The 14491-nt window shown below is 57.3% G+C and carries 13 protein-coding genes; 11 read left to right on the plus strand and 2 right to left on the minus strand.

Going from position 1 to position 14491, the window contains the following annotated elements:
- Positions 1-19: 19 nt before the first annotated feature.
- Positions 20-949, minus strand: coding sequence for an Rpn family recombination-promoting nuclease/putative transposase (locus NNL35_RS07500; protein ID WP_006679489.1), 930 nt, complete (start codon positions 947-949; stop codon positions 20-22).
- A 464-nt stretch (positions 950-1413) separates the two neighbouring features.
- Here NNL35_RS07500 and NNL35_RS07505 point away from each other — a divergent pair, with 464 nt between their 5' ends.
- The 4 genes from NNL35_RS07505 to NNL35_RS07520 all read left to right on the plus strand — a co-directional run bounded on the left by NNL35_RS07505 (position 1414) and on the right by NNL35_RS07520 (position 5092).
- Positions 1414-2022 (plus strand): hypothetical protein, encoded by a 609-nt coding sequence (locus NNL35_RS07505; protein WP_006679488.1) that lies wholly within the window; start codon positions 1414-1416, stop codon positions 2020-2022.
- Positions 2023-2045: 23 nt separating this feature from the next.
- Positions 2046-2702 carry a hypothetical protein gene (locus tag NNL35_RS07510; RefSeq protein ID WP_006679487.1) on the plus strand — a complete coding sequence of 219 codons (657 nt, stop codon included), beginning with the start codon at positions 2046-2048 and terminating at the stop codon, positions 2700-2702.
- Positions 2699-3259: a hypothetical protein gene (locus NNL35_RS07515; RefSeq protein WP_006679486.1), complete on the plus strand. Its 561-nt coding sequence runs from the start codon at positions 2699-2701 to the stop codon at positions 3257-3259. The genes NNL35_RS07510 and NNL35_RS07515 overlap by 4 nt, the downstream gene beginning before the upstream one ends.
- Before the next feature lie 363 nt (positions 3260-3622).
- A complete protein-coding gene (locus NNL35_RS07520; RefSeq protein WP_006679485.1) occupies positions 3623-5092 on the plus strand; it encodes an MFS transporter in 1470 nt (489 codons plus the stop codon).
- 119 nt (positions 5093-5211) lie between these two features.
- Here NNL35_RS07520 and NNL35_RS07525 read toward each other — a convergent pair whose 3' ends face one another.
- Positions 5212-6297 (minus strand): suppressor of fused domain protein, encoded by a 1086-nt coding sequence (locus tag NNL35_RS07525; RefSeq protein ID WP_006679484.1) that lies wholly within the window; start codon positions 6295-6297, stop codon positions 5212-5214.
- Positions 6298-6604: 307 nt separating this feature from the next.
- On the opposite strand from NNL35_RS07525, the gene NNL35_RS07530 reads away from it, so the two are divergent.
- From NNL35_RS07530 to NNL35_RS07560, 7 genes are read left to right on the plus strand one after another with little or no spacing between them, the layout of a single operon-like run.
- On the plus strand, positions 6605-7822 hold the full coding sequence (locus NNL35_RS07530; RefSeq protein WP_006679483.1) for an ABC transporter substrate-binding protein: 1218 nt from the start codon (positions 6605-6607) through the stop codon (positions 7820-7822).
- 50 nt (positions 7823-7872) lie between these two features.
- Positions 7873-8901: an ABC transporter substrate-binding protein gene (locus NNL35_RS07535; RefSeq protein WP_006679482.1), complete on the plus strand. Its 1029-nt coding sequence runs from the start codon at positions 7873-7875 to the stop codon at positions 8899-8901.
- Positions 8902-8917: 16 nt separating this feature from the next.
- Entirely contained in the window at positions 8918-9766 is an 849-nt protein-coding gene (locus tag NNL35_RS07540) for an alpha/beta hydrolase (RefSeq protein WP_006679481.1), read from the plus strand.
- A gap of 13 nt (positions 9767-9779) precedes the next feature.
- Positions 9780-10568 (plus strand): 2,3-dihydro-2,3-dihydroxybenzoate dehydrogenase, encoded by a 789-nt coding sequence (locus NNL35_RS07545; protein ID WP_006679480.1) that lies wholly within the window; start codon positions 9780-9782, stop codon positions 10566-10568.
- Positions 10569-10593: 25 nt separating this feature from the next.
- Positions 10594-11847: an isochorismate synthase DhbC gene (gene dhbC / locus NNL35_RS07550; protein WP_006679479.1), complete on the plus strand. Its 1254-nt coding sequence runs from the start codon at positions 10594-10596 to the stop codon at positions 11845-11847.
- Positions 11844-13478, plus strand: a complete 1635-nt coding sequence (locus NNL35_RS07555; RefSeq protein WP_006679478.1) for a (2,3-dihydroxybenzoyl)adenylate synthase — start codon at positions 11844-11846, stop codon at positions 13476-13478. Before dhbC ends, NNL35_RS07555 begins: the two co-directional genes overlap by 4 nt.
- Positions 13479-13504: 26 nt before the next feature.
- On the plus strand, positions 13505-14485 hold the full coding sequence (locus NNL35_RS07560) for an isochorismatase (protein WP_006679477.1): 981 nt from the start codon (positions 13505-13507) through the stop codon (positions 14483-14485).
- Positions 14486-14491: the final 6 nt, after the last annotated feature.

The following is a 14491-nucleotide window of genomic DNA, read 5'->3' on the forward strand; positions in this document are numbered from 1 at the left end:
GCGGCAACCTGCTTAACGCTTATGTGATCTCCGCCTGTCCGTTCGTTTCCGGCTTGCACATCCTATTTTCCTTCAACCGTTCAATCTGGGCAGCATCAAGCCCTGTTATGCGGCAGATAAGGGCGGCATCCAGTCCTTCTTTCAACATATTTATTGCCGTGTTGTTAATCCCTTCTTTAATTCCTTCTTTAATTCCTTCTTTAAGTCCGGCTGTACGCGCATCGTTCAGCAGGCTGGCGCGATCATGCAACGCCTTTTCCCGCAGGGCATAACGCCGCCTTGTCTCCTCATCGCTCGCCAAATACGAGAGACGGGCCTCGGCTTCCTTAAATAGCTCATCCACCGTCATCAACTCCTCCAATTGTTCGGTTGTTGTCTGTTGATCCAAAAACCTCAGCCAGCGATGCAACGGATCGCGGATATCAAAGGGCAGGCGCCGGAATTTCGGGCATTCGATAAAATGGAGCTCCAATATGTCGGTCAGCATATAGCTGCGCTCTTCATCCTCATATAAATGAAAGGTACTATGAAACTTCTCCAGCGGAAGATAATGATGGTCGAGAATATTTACCCCTATGGACCGCTGCAAACGGTCATAAGGATCCCCATGATGAAGCGATTCGGTCAGCAGCTTGCCTACATAGAATAAACTTCGATAGTCCATTCGAACAAAGCGGCGCACTTGCATTTCGACATTTACTTTTTCACGGCCATCGACTTCACATAAAATATCCAGCACCGCTTCCTTATCTTCCACTAACTCACGGGCGAGCTTTGTATCTTCTATAATAGACACATCGGTGATCATCTGTGCGCCCTCGCGCCGGAGTATGGCATTTAACAAGCCAATCAGCAAGCGCTTGCCTTCCTTTTCGCCAAACAAGCGCTTGAACAGAAAATCGTTTTTCGGGTTAAGTCTGTGTAATTGCTGCACATCAGCTGTTTTCACCTTATCTCCTCCTCATTGTAACATATTTGGCTGCCATTCAATTCCGAAAGTATCCTGAAAAAAGCACGCGCCATCCGCTTCTCCTAATTACCAAGGAGACTCGGACAGCGCGTGCTTCGCGGCTGGCGATTTTGTTTCTGCGTATTCCATACGTTGGCAGCTAAATTAGTTCGCTTCCATAATATCACATATTAGGCATTAGGGCGATGTAATACGGTTCAGGAGCTTTATCAAATCGATCTATTAGTTATAAACAAACAAAGCTAAACCAACATCAAGCGGAAGATAAGCTTTTGTAAAACAACAGGCGCCTAATGCAAACATTTCGCGGGAAAGGCCGCTTTCCATCGTAAAAAAGCCGATTGTATTCTGGTACGGCAGGTCTATTGTGTTAGGGACGGCGGGTGTCATATACTTTTGCTGTATATACGGTCGGCTACCGTTCGCAAGGAGGGAGGCCAGCAATGGAACGTTTCCGGGATGAACCGGGATACAAATACGCTTTCGGCGCCGTGCTTCATCGCGGTGAGCAAGTGGCGGTGAAATGTCCGCAATGCGGAGGTCTCGCCTTCATCTATCAGGGAGAGGAGCGGAGAGAGGTAAGGTGCACGGCATGCTTCCATCATGAGAAAGAGCCTGAAGCATACCGGTATGCGGCCAGCGGAGTATGCGAATCGTGCGAGAGATGGTTCAACGAGGAAGTGAAGGACAGGAAGCAGCTTGCGCAGCGCATGATTCATATCCGATGTCCTCACTGCTCTGCCATGAATCAGGTGCCGCTGCGCAGGACGCTGACGTGCAGAGGGTATGATTTCGATATCCGGCAGGGGCGCGATCCGGTATTCCATTTGGACCTGTATTACCTCGACATGTTCCGCGGCAAGCCGGTATGGGCGCTGAACCGGGACCACCTACACTATCTCATCGACTACATATCGGCCGATCTGCGGGAGAAGCCGGGCACCGGCATGATGCGGACGGCTTCGCATACGCTGCCTGCCTATATGAAAGAGGCGAAAAATAGAGCGGCCATGGTCAAGACGCTGCGCGGACTGCTGCATAAGGATACTTGAAAGACAGCAATGGAGGAATCGAGATGAAAAAAGGCGCCAAACTTGGGATTGTGCTGGGCATCATCGCAGTGCTGCTTATTCCCGCTTATTTCATTGGACGCACCTTCGGCTTGTTCCAGGGGGAGGTTGTGTTGACACGGTACGCGCTTGCGATAGAGGTCGATGGGCGGAAATACGATGTCTGGCCTCTTATCAGCAGCTTCGCCGCCATGGATAAGCGGGGGGAGGATCGGCAGTTCTATTATCAAGCGGAGAGAAGCGACATCAACTATTTGTTCCAGCTTGCCTATAAAGAGTTCGAGCCGGAGCCATCCGATGACAATCCGTATCTTGCCGGAAAGATTCAATATGGAGGGGAACGGGACAAGTATGTAACGGAGGTCCGCCAGTACGAGAATGCGCGGGATTCGAAGCAGATCTATCAATTCCATGACGGCAAGGGCCGTCTTATCTATACCTATGATCCGGAAGCGCCCATCGATCGCGATTATATGAAGGAGATTATTGCCGCAGGCATGACCCGGCATACCGGAGGCGGTCAAAGCGAGGTCATAGATCCGTATATCAATATTACGAAGCTGTTCAAGGATAAGCTGGGCATCCTCGTGAAGCTGGATGTGGATGCGGAAGCCAAGCTGGTCACCCTATCCATGGAACAAGGAAAGGATGTGAACCCATGACGGTTCAGCATCAATACAGACCGGGACCGGCCTATCTCGAAGGAATTACCGTGCCAGTGAATCCGGGAGCTTGGAGAGAGGAGGAATGGACGAGCAAGCTCCAGACTCCGGAGGGCCATACCCAATTTTATTTATTCTACTATGGGGAACTGATGGAGGAGTTGATTACGGCAACCGAGTTCGCGCCTCAACTGATCGTCGCCGAGGATGTCGTTACCGGCCAACGGTACGTCCTGTTTGACGGCTGCAGACACGGGTATGATGCGATGCTGTGCGACACGTATTCGGACGAGCAGCGGAACGGCCGGACGCAGCTCCTTCCGTATATCGATCCCGATGGGGAGGATACGTTCGAGATTCGCATCACCGTTTTTTATAATGTCGATTGGGATGAGGAATTTGCGGAAGATGTGGATGAGGAAGGGCAACTGGGGCTGATTAGCGGGGAACGCTGCAGCTTCGCGGAAGCGAAGCGCAATGGATTCGATGCGCTGAGCATCACTGTCGTGAACACCTCGGGACTGGAGACGGAGGTCGCCCAGGAAGAGCTGGCTTGACGGAGATGCGGCATATGATTCTCGCAGGGATCGAGCTGGGCTTTGCCTTCGTTGGGTCAGAACCGTAACTAGGGATAAGCTGAAATCAACCCCTTCAAGCCGTGACGGTTTGAAGGGGTTTTTGGTCTGTCCGGCTCCTTCCGCAGGGGAAAAAACTACCGCTGCAGGTAGCGCCAATACTGATTGTGAATGATAATCATTATTAGTTCTGCTGTCGCAAGGTATTCCGCCAGATCCATGTTGTCAAGGAGGGGCACGATCGGGGAAAACGGAGTATGCCGATTGCCTGTAACCCACAGGAAATGGCAGTGCGGCGGCGTTCGCCCATGCATGATTACGGATGCGGTAAAAGGAGGAATTGCGATGCCCACACCACTAACGGCCACATTATCAACGGAGGATAAGCCGGAGCAGCAGGCGAATCCGCGCCGCTGGTATGCGCTAGCGGTCATTTTGCTGCCGACGCTGCTGATTTCGTTGAATACGTATATGATACAGGTCGCCCTGCCGTCTATGCAGCGCAGCCTTCATGCCAGCTTCGCGGAGGCCCAGCTGATCGTGACCGGGTTCTCGCTCGGGCTGGCGGTGGCGCTGATGGCCAGCGGGAAGCTAGGGGATAGGTACGGGAGAAAGCGGATGCTATTTATCGGCGTGAGCGGGTTCACGCTCATGGCTGCGCTGGGCGGCTTGACTTTGGAGCCGGCGCTTCTTATTGCCATACGGATCGTGCAGGGGCTGGCTGCGGCTTTTATTCAGCCCCAGGTGCTGTCCATCATGCAGGTCAGCTTCACCCAGCGGGAGAAGCCGCTCGCGTTCGGCGTGTACGGCGCCATGATCGGCTTCGGCTTCGCCAGCGGCCTAATTCTGGGCGGAGTTCTCGTTAATTGGAATCTGTTCGACCTCGGCTGGCGGACCGTGTTCTTTTTCAATGTGCCGTTCGGGCTTCTCGTTCTGCTGCTTCTGCCGATGGTTCCCGAGTCGCGGGGGGAGCAGGCGCACGGCCTTGATTGGGCCGGGACTGTCCTGCTTATGGGCGGATTGTTCTTGGTTGTCTATCCGTTGTCTGAGGGGCAGAAGCAAGGGTGGACGGCATGGACCTGGCTCTGTCTCCTGGCCGCGCTGCCGCTGCTCGCGGCATTTGTCATGGTAGAATTGCGGAAGCGGAAGCGCGGGGCGGTCCCGCTCGTCGATTTGTCTATCTTCAAGCATCGCTCCTTCCGCGCGGGGATGGCGGCTGTCGTTGTCATCTACCTCAGCCTATTTTCCTTTTTCTTTATCGTAAGCTATTACGTGCAGTACGGGCTGCATCGGGGTGTGCAATATGCCAGTCTCGTATTCCTGCCTCTGGGCGCCGGGCTCTTCCTGACTTCGCTGCTGTCGGCCCGCATCGTCCGGCGCTGGGGGCTGCCCGTGTTGAAAATAGGCGCGCTGACGGTCGGGGCCAGTTGTCTCCTGTTCATCGGCTCGCTGACGATCGACGCGGCGGATCTGCTGCATGTCCGCAATGTTTTGATTCTGCTCGCCTATGGACTGGGACTCGGCCTGGTTACAACGCCTCTCGTCAATGTCGTTCTCGGTACGGTGCCGGCACAAGAGGCCGGAACCGGTTCGGGTCTGTTCACGACCTTGATGTATTTGGCCAATTCGCTTGGAGTGGCGCTCATCGGCATCGTGTTCTCCGCCTCGCTGGGTCCCGGCGAAGCGGACTTGCCCGATTATGTCCGCGCCTTCGCCGTGTCGGTGGCGGCAAGCGGAGGAATGGCGCTGACCGCCTTCCTCTGTCTTTGCTTCCTGCCCAATCCCGGCGGGGCGCAATCGGAGACGGCCGCTTGACGCATGCGCCCATGAGCCATGAGCGGCGGCAAAAGGCGCGCGCCGCTTGATGCTGCCGGCATAACAAAGCGACGCCCCATCGAGCACAGAATATCCTGCGTTCGAGGGAGCGTCTTCGATTATAGCGAGAATTTGGCTTCCCCGTTGAATATCCATTCCTCCGGGGCGGACGCGCGCTCGAACAAGCGCTCCGTACCCTGCTCCTCGGCATAGTGCCGCTCTTCCTCCGTAATCGGAATCATCCAGAGCAGATTGAGCGGATCGCCGCCGATCTCCGGAAGGGCTACAGCCGGCGCATGCGGCGGCTGGGCAAGCGCCACCGCAGTGAAGCGCTCGTGACTGAGGCCGATCTCGCCGCATGGAATCGTATGTCCATTGGCGACGAACGTAAGATAGGTCCAGGGCAGGTTGGTCTGCCCGCTAATGTACTGCAGCATCGGCTTCCCATGCTCGGCCAGCCAGCGCGAATCGCAGGCGAAGGCGAACTCGAACCTCCGCAGCAGCTCCGGCGTCTCCGTATATTGCTCCACCTTCGGCTGCGGCAGAATCGATGTCCCCAATGTCACGACATAGGTGACGTCCCCCTGCTCGACGGTAACCATAGCTCGCGGGGGCCAGTTGCCGCCGTCGATGGCATAGTAGTTCGTGACGGGACCGAGTCCGGATTCGATAGCCTCCAGATACTGCTGCTGCAAGCCTGTCCAGGTATGCTCGTCCCAGCTCTGCCAGAACTGCTTGGCGAGCTCGATGCGCCGGAACAACGCGTTCGAATCGGGCGTCCCCAGCGGGAAGCACAGGTTCGACTCCCCGATGCAGTCCCTCGCATAGCCGGGATAACTGTGTTCGTCTCCGGACGAACCGGCCCATCCGGGGATGACGCTTACGATCTCATCCCGATAGAGCAGGGCGGCGGCATCGCCTTCCTCGAACCAGACGACAGCGAGCTGTTCGGGATCAAGCCGCTCGGCCCCATCGGGATGGGCGCAGCAGTCTCTCGGCAGCATCGGAGCCCGGCCATGGCCCATCGCTTCCACGTCGAGGGACTCCGGCGCCGGCCCGTAATTCCTGACCCAGCAGGCGCGAACGCTCGCATATTCCTCGCCCGGGTAGTTCCATAAATAAAAATAAACGCAGTCCTCATATTCCTCCACAAACGCTTGAATGGGGCAGACGGGCGAGAACTCTTCCAAAATGATATTTTTCATGACTTCACCTCACAACGGGTATGCAATCCATTTGTTGCCATCAAGTGGATATGGAGATAGGATAGCATCCGGCCGGCGAAGATACAATCATGTCCGCTATGAATTGAAAATTCCTTTTTGCCAACTCCATTTCTTCGATCTCATTCGATTTTCATGGCCACGATTCTTCCATAATTTGATTGACTAGGGTGGATACTTATGGTAATTTAATTGATGATAATGATTATCATTATCATCAATGTCATAGGAAATGCAACTACCATCCTATGCTTCATGCTCATCTTATATTAGCAAAAGGAGGTTCCCCGTGGTTTCAAAAAAAGAGCTGCCGACAGACAGAAGCCTGCGAACGCCTGACCGGAGCCGGAAAACCGAGTTGAATGCGATCAAAGAATTTATGGATCAGCATTATGACGAATCGCTGTCGATCGGGCAACTGGCGCGGATGGCCAATATCAGCCCCAAATATTTTGTCGATCTCTTCAAGAAAACCTACGGCCTAAGCGCCATGGATTACTTGACGGCCGTGCGCATGAACCACGCGAAGCGTTATTTGGCGGAATCCGGAGAGCGTCTGCGCGATATTGCCCTGAAGGTTGGGTATAAGGACGAATTCTACTTTAGCCGCAAATTCAAGAAAGAAGTCGGTGTGTCTCCGTCCGACTTCGCGAAGAATGCGAGGCGGCATATCGCCGCCTGCTCCTCTGCGTTGATCGGGCAATTGCTTGCGCTGGATGTCATGCCGGTGGCGGCGCCGCTCGACCCGAAGTGGACGCCTCATTACTACCACGCCTTGCGAACGGAAATTCGATCCCATCTGATGCTTACCGCTCCTTATGCCTATCGCCCGTTCGAAGTGAATCTGAACAAGCTGGTGCAGGCTCGTCCCGATGCGATTATTGGCACCGATCATCTCACTTCTCTGGAGAAGGCGAAAGTGAATGAGATTGCTCCCTCTCTCATGGTGTCGGCACAAGACGGCTGGCGAGATCAACTGCAGAAGATTGGCCATTTTTTAAATAGAGAAGACAAGGCGGCGCAATGGATAGATCGATATGAGCAGAGGGTTCAGTCCGCCCGGACACAGATTGGCGAAGTGTTGGGACAGGACAGGATACTCGCTCTGCGCATCTATGGGCACCGCATCCATATCTACGGGAATCGCGGACTGGAGGAGGTGCTCTATCACGACCTCAAGCTGGAATCCGCGTGCCGGCGCGGCGCGTCCAGCGGTCCGCCGTTGACATTGGAGCAAGTGGCGGAGCTTGCCCCCGACCGAATTCTGGTCCTGATATGTCCCGAAGCGGCGTCCCGCGCCTTCTGGCTGGCGCTGCAGCATTCACCCGAATGGCGGAAGCTGACAGCGGTGAAGAACCGGTATGTCTATCCCATTGCCTCCGACCCGTGGTGCGAATATTCGGCAGTCGCCATCACGCGGATGCTTGATGAAGCCTTGCTGCTGTTTACAGGAAATTGTCCAAATGGTTTTCTGGATAACGGCTATGGTGAATCCTTCGCCACCTGATCTATACTCAGGTCGAATGAGAATCATTATCACTTAGGGGGAGATATACCGTGTCAACATCTTTAGTTCATGCCAAGTCCCGCTTCATGGCCCGCATGTCGGGATTGCTGTGCTGCGTGCTTCTGGGAAGCGTGCTGGCGGCCTGCTCTACGTCGGAGAGCAAAGCCGCGCCGACCGGCCAGCCAAGTTCCACAACCGTCACGGAAGTGTCTGCGGCAGCGGGGGACAGCGGCGCGAAGCCTTCCGGCGGCGAGCGGACGGTAACGGACGAGCTTGGCCATGAAATCAACATTCCCGCCGAGCCCAAGAACATTTTCGCTCCCAACATGGAAGACTCCTTGCTTAAGCTGGGCGTCAAGCCGGTAGCACAATGGTCCAACGGCAGCATGGGACACGATTACCTGCAAGACGAATTGAAGGACGTGCCGAAGCTTGATTTCTCGGCAGGGCTGCCATCGCCGGAAACGTTAATGGCTTACAATCCCGAGCTGATTATTTTGCATACGGAGACCTATGCCCAGAACGGGAACTATGAAGCCTACTCCAAGATTGCGCCAACCTATGTATTCAAAAATGCTTCCGGAAATATTGAGAAATCCCTCACTGCCATTGGAGAACTGCTCGGCAAAACCGAGGAAGCCAATAAGGCGCTGGAGGCTTATCAGCAAAAAGTGAAGGAAGCTCGGGAAAAGCTGAAGGAAGCGGTCGGAGACAAAAAGGTGGCGATTATCCGCTTTGCCCACAAAGGCGTCAGCCTGATGGGCGGCCAATACTTGTGCGGTTATGTCGTGCACCGCGATCTGGAGCTCGGGATATCCAATCTCGTAGGGAATGAGAATAGCGCCAGCATATCTATGGAGATTCTTCCGGACTTGGACGCAGACTATATTTTTGTCCTCAATGCCTATAACCAAGGGACAGAGCGCATGACAGAAATGATGGACAGTCCAATCTGGAAGAGCATCCCTGCCGTCAAGGAGGGCCATGTGTACGAAGTTAGCAATAAATATTGGCTTGGCAGCGGGCTTATCGCTTACGAGAAAATTGTAGACGACACAGTTCGGCTGCTGACGCAATGAGCGGGGGGATGACAATATGACACGGAACATGATTTCGCTTGATCATCTTGCGCGCCGCCAGGTCGGCATTCCCCACGCGGAGCAATGGACGCTGCGTTCGCGGGCCGAGAACCGAACCTACCGGATTATCGTGGCGCAGCCGGAGGGGGAACCCCCTCCTTCGGGCTACCCGGTTATCTATTTGCTGGACGGCAACTCGGTATTCGGAACGATGGTCGAGGCGGTGCGCCTGCAGAGCCGCCGTCCTGACAAGACGGGGGTGGCTCCGGCGATCATTGTAGGAATTGGCTATGAGACGGAGGCTTCTTATGCGCCGAATCGCTTTTACGATTACACGCCGGTTCCCAATACGGAGTACAGGCGCAGATCCGATGGAGCAGAGCTGCCTGAACAAGGCGGAGCAGCGGCGTTCCTCCAGTTCATCGAGGAGGAGCTGAAGCCGCAGATCGCAAGCGAGTTCCGGATTGACCGGAACCGGCAGACGATTTTCGGACACTCCCTCGGCGGTCTGTTCGTGCTCTATGCGTTGTTTACGAAGCCGGACGCGTTCCGGCACTATATTGCAGGCAGTCCGTCCATCCATTGGAGCAAGGAATATTTGCTTGAACAGGAGCGGATATTCAAGGCCCGTGTGCGGGAGGAATCCGTCAACGTCCGGCTGCTGCTCGGAGTCGGGGAACAGGAGAAAAGCCATGTCGCCCGCAATTGCGACAGCGCCAGGGAGCTTGCGGAACGACTGTCTTCTCTCTCCGATTTGGGAGTGAGCGCCGTATATAAGGAATTTGAAGATGAAGGGCATGTCTCGGTGCTGCCGATTCTGATCAGCCGGGCATTGCGGTTCGCCTTGCATCCGGAGCAACAATGAGGGGTTGACTAAGATGGAGTATGCAGGCATCAAGGGAAAAGTCGCATTGGTTACCGGCGCTGCCCAAGGCATCGGGGAAGCGGTGGCGCGGGCGCTTGCCGGACTCGGGGCGATCGTCGCGGCCGTCGATCGGAATGCCGCGGGCGTCGAGAAGCTCGCCGCCGAGCTGAGCGGCTCCGGCAATCTCCGTGCCGCGGCATACCCGGCAGACGTGGGGGACCGGTCGGCCGTAGAAAAAGCGGTGGAGCGAATCGAACAGGAGCTGGGTCCGATTGAGATCGTCGTCAATGTGGCAGGACTGCTGCGGGCAGGGCCCATCGACTCGCTTAGCGATGAGGATTGGCAGGAGACCTTCAGGGTCAACGTCAACGGCGTATTTTATGTGTCCCGCACCGTCGTCAGACGGATGGCGCTCCGCGGTTCCGGCTCCATTGTGACCGTGGGGTCGAACGCGGCCGGGGTGCCGCGGATGCATATGTCAGCCTATGCGGCTTCGAAGGCGGCCGCAGCTATGTTCACCAAATGTCTCGGGCTGGAGTACGCCCGGAACAATATCCGCTGCAACATCGTAGCGCCCGGTTCCACGGACACGGCTATGCAGCGGGCGCTTTGGAGCGGCGAGGACAGCGCGGCGGGAGTCATTGCCGGCTCGCCGGAGGCGTTCCGCTTGGGAATCCCGCTTCACAAGCTGGCCATGCCCTCAGATATTGCCGATGCGGTAATCTTCCTCGTATCCGACCGGGCGCGGCATATTACGATGCATGAATTGTGCGTCGATGGCGGTGCGACCTTGGGGTGCTGAGATAGATGGAAGGGAGACGGTTGAAATGCTGAAATATGACGATGCGGCTCTTGCGGCGTCTGCCGCGCAGCTGCTGGAACAATACCGGACGGGAACGTCCTTCTTTTTTTCTTCGCCGGAACGGACCTTGCTGGCGCGGGGAGAATGGGCGCGGGTGCCCGTTCAGGAGGGGCTGGACGGCTGCCATCGCCTGCCCGAGCGCGCGGCGGCGCTTCTGGCCGTGGCGAGACAGGCAGGCCATGCGATGCCGCTTGTCGCTGGCGCGATTCCATTCGCTCCTGCGAAGCCCGCGCAGCTTATCGTGCCGAGCGATGTGCAGTGGGCAGGACCTTTGCGCTTCGATGCCGGCCTGCCGCGGGAACGGCCCGTGGCATCGGCATGGGAGGTCCAGCCGATTCCGGAGCCGGAGAGATTTATGGATGGCGTGAACGAAGCCTTGGCCCGCCTTGGCGAAGGCGCGCTTCAGAAGGTGGTCCTGTCGAGAACGCTGCGCATGACGGCGCCGGAAGCGGTCGATGTCCATCAACTCCTGCGCAATTTGGCTCGCCATAATGCCCATGGTTATACGTTTGCGGTCAATTTGGCGGCGGAAGATGACGGAGCGGCGGAAGCGCGCACGGGTCGCACAGGTCCCCGCACGCTAATCGGGGCCAGCCCGGAGCTGCTCGTCACGAAGACAGGGGGGCGGGTGACGGCTAATCCGTTGGCAGGCTCCGCGGCCCGCAGCGATGATCCGAACGAGGACAAGCGCAGGGCGGCCGCGCTGCTGGCCTCCGGCAAGGACCGGCATGAGCATGAAGTCGTGATCGATGCGGTCGTCGCCGCGTTGCGTCCCTATTGCCGAGCATTGCATGTTCCCGCCGGGCCGTCGCTCGTGCAGACGAAGACCATGTGGCATCTCTCGACCAACATAACCGGGGAGCTTGCCGATCCTGCGGTCTCGTCGCTGGAGTTGGCCATGGCGCTTCATCCAACGCCCGCTATTTGCGGAACGCCCACGGATCTGGCCCGTGCCGCAATTGAGGAGATCGAGCCCTTCGATCGGGCGTACTATACGGGCGCGGTCGGTTGGTGCGATGCGAATGGAGACGGGGAGTGGGCCGTTACGATCCGGTGCGCGGAGGCGGAAGGACGGACGCTGCGCCTGTTCGCCGGAGCGGGAATCGTCGCCGGCTCGAACGCGGCTTCGGAGCTTGCGGAGACATCGGCCAAGTTCCGCACGCTGCTGCTTGCCATGGGACTGGATCAAGAACAACTGTCGACGGTGAAGGAGGGATGAGCATGCTGCTGCCGGGATGTCCTGCATGGCCGGAAGAATGGGCCGAACGGTACCGCCAGCTGGGATGCTGGCGCGGAGAGACGTTCGGCGGAATGCTGAGGCAGCGCGCCGCGGCTCACGGGGAACGCGTTGCGATCGTCAGCGGCGATCGGCGGATAAGCTATGCGGAGCTTGACGCCAGCGCGGACCGGCTCGCTGCCGGATTCCGCAGCTTGGGGATACGGCCGCGGGATCGGGTTATCGTTCAGCTGCCGAATATTCCGCAATTTTTTGAAGTTATTTTTGCGCTGTTCCGGTTGGGTGCGCTGCCCGTCTTCTCCTTGCCGGCGCACCGCAAGAGCGAGATCGTCTATTTATGCGAATTCACGGAAGCGGCGGCTTATATTATCCCTGATATCGACACGGGATTTGATTACCGGGAGCTTGCCGAACAGGTGCGGGAGGCGGCTCCAGGATTACGCCACGTGATTGTGGCGGGGAATCCGGAGAAGTACGCGGCGCTGGACGATCTATATGCCGAGCCTGCGGACGACATCGAGGGGCCCCGGCCTGAGGATGCCGCCTTTTTCCAGCTTTCCGGCGGGACGACCGGGCTTCCTAAGCTGATTCCCCGCTCGCATGATGATTACATCTACAGTCTGCGGGTGAGCGCCGAGATCTGCGCTCTGGATGAGAACAGCGTCTATTTGGCGGTGCTTCCCGTCGCCCATAACTACCCGCTCAGCTCGCCGGGAACGCTGGGAACGCTCTATGCGGGCGGCAAGGTTGTGCTGGCGTCTGGAGCCAGCCCTGACATCGCCTTCCCTCTTATCGCGAAGGAGGGCGTCACGATCACGGCCGTCGTGCCGCCGCTGGCCTTGATCTGGCTTGATGCGGCGGGATCCCGCCGTGATGACCTGTCTTCTCTTCAGGTGCTGCAGGTAGGCGGAGCCAAGTTCAGCGCGGAGGCGGCCAAGCGGGTGCGCGACGCGATGGGCTGCACGCTGCAGCAGGTCTATGGAATGGCCGAAGGGCTGGTGAATTACACGAGGCTGGATGATCCGGAAGACATTGTCGTGAATACGCAAGGTCGGCCGATGTCGCCATATGATGAAATCCGGCTGGTCGATGACGATGACTGCGATGTCGGGCCGGGGGATACGGGGCATCTGCTGACGCGCGGGCCTTACACCATCCGCGGCTATTACAAGGCCGAGAAGCATAACGCCAGGGCGTTCACGACCGACGGATTTTACCGTACGGGCGACATGGCCCGATTGACCCCATCCGGATATCTGGTCATTGAAGGCCGGGCGAAAGACCAAATTAATCGCGGCGGAGACAAGGTGGCGGCCGAAGAGGTAGAGAATCACCTTCTGGCCCATCCCGGCGTGCATGATGCGGCGATGGTGGCGATGCCGGACGAGTTCCTCGGGGAGCGCACCTGCGCATTCGTTATTCCTTATCCGTCCTCGCCGCTGACGGCTGCTGAACTGAAAGCCTTCCTGAGGGAGCGAGGGGTAGCGGCTTACAAAATCCCCGATCGGGTGGAGTTCACGGATTCGTTCCCCAAGACGGGGGTTGGCAAGGTAAGTAAAAAGGCGCTGCGCGAGTTCATTGCCAATAAGCAGAACGCGCTCGCCAATCTGTAAAAATAACAATGAAAAGAGGAGATGTCATGGCTCTTCCTTCTATATTGTCTTATCAGATGCCTGCGGAGTCGGACCTGCCGGCGAACAAGGCGGCCTGGACGCCCGATCCGAAGCGGGCCGTTCTTCTGATTCACGATATGCAGCAATACTTCGTCGACGCTTTCAACGCGTATGAATCGCCTGTCCCGGAATTATTAGAGAACATCCGGAAGCTTCGCGCGCAATGCGCCGCTCTCGGCGTCCCTGTCGTGTACTCGGCCCAGCCCGGCGGACAGAGCCCCGAACGCCGCGGATTGCTATGCGATTTCTGGGGACCGGGCATGAACGACGGGCCAGATCAGAAAAAAATCGTGGAAGCGCTGGCTCCCGGCGAGCAGGATATCGTGGTGACGAAATGGCGGTACAGCGCGTTTCAAAAGACAGAGCTGCTCGATATCCTGCGCCAGCAGGGCCGGGATCAATTGATTGTGTGCGGCATTTATGCGCATATTGGATGTCTCATGACCGCATGCGAAGCCTTCATGCAGGATGTGCAGCCCTTCTTCGTCGCCGACGCTGTCGCGGATTTCTCGGCAGACAAGCATCGGATGGCTCTCGCTTACGCCGCCGAACGCTGCGCGGTCACGATCACGACCCGGCGTCTCGTCGAGGACCTGGCCCGGCTGGGGGATTCGGCGTCTATTTCTGAATCCGCTCCGGCGTCTGAGCCGAGCCTTCAGGCCCCGTGCGAAGGAGAGCCCTTGCCATTGACGCGGCAAGCGGTGCGCGCAGAAGTGGCCGGACTGCTGCAGGAGCATCCGTCCCGAATTGCGGATGATGACAACCTGATTCATATCTGGGGACTGGACTCGATCCGGATTATGAGCCTGATCGAACGCTGGCGCCGGGGCGGAGCCGAGGTAAGCTTCGCGGAGCTGGCGGAACGCCCCACATTGGCCGACTGGTGGCAGCTTATATCTTCCCGGATGAGCCGCTCTTTGCCGAACGGCGATTATTTTACTGTATAGAAGGAG

Source organism: Paenibacillus dendritiformis (genome assembly GCF_945605565.1).
Classification (GTDB): Bacteria; Bacillota; Bacilli; order Paenibacillales; family Paenibacillaceae; genus Paenibacillus_B; species Paenibacillus_B dendritiformis_A.

Coding starts and splice junctions, on each gene's coding strand:
- NNL35_RS07525 (WP_006679484.1), bottom strand. CDS start 6,297: ATGAAAAATATCATTTTGGAAGAGTTCTCGCCCGTCTGCCCCATTCAA.
- NNL35_RS07555 (WP_006679478.1), top strand. CDS start 11,844: ATGAGCATGCTGCTGCCGGGATGTCCTGCATGGCCGGAAGAATGGGCC.
- NNL35_RS07515 (WP_006679486.1), top strand. CDS start 2,699: ATGACGGTTCAGCATCAATACAGACCGGGACCGGCCTATCTCGAAGGA.
- NNL35_RS07560 (WP_006679477.1), top strand. CDS start 13,505: ATGGCTCTTCCTTCTATATTGTCTTATCAGATGCCTGCGGAGTCGGAC.
- NNL35_RS07505 (WP_006679488.1), top strand. CDS start 1,414: ATGGAACGTTTCCGGGATGAACCGGGATACAAATACGCTTTCGGCGCC.
- dhbC (WP_006679479.1), top strand. CDS start 10,594: ATGCTGAAATATGACGATGCGGCTCTTGCGGCGTCTGCCGCGCAGCTG.
- NNL35_RS07540 (WP_006679481.1), top strand. CDS start 8,918: ATGACACGGAACATGATTTCGCTTGATCATCTTGCGCGCCGCCAGGTC.
- NNL35_RS07520 (WP_006679485.1), top strand. CDS start 3,623: ATGCCCACACCACTAACGGCCACATTATCAACGGAGGATAAGCCGGAG.
- NNL35_RS07545 (WP_006679480.1), top strand. CDS start 9,780: ATGGAGTATGCAGGCATCAAGGGAAAAGTCGCATTGGTTACCGGCGCT.
- NNL35_RS07510 (WP_006679487.1), top strand. CDS start 2,046: ATGAAAAAAGGCGCCAAACTTGGGATTGTGCTGGGCATCATCGCAGTG.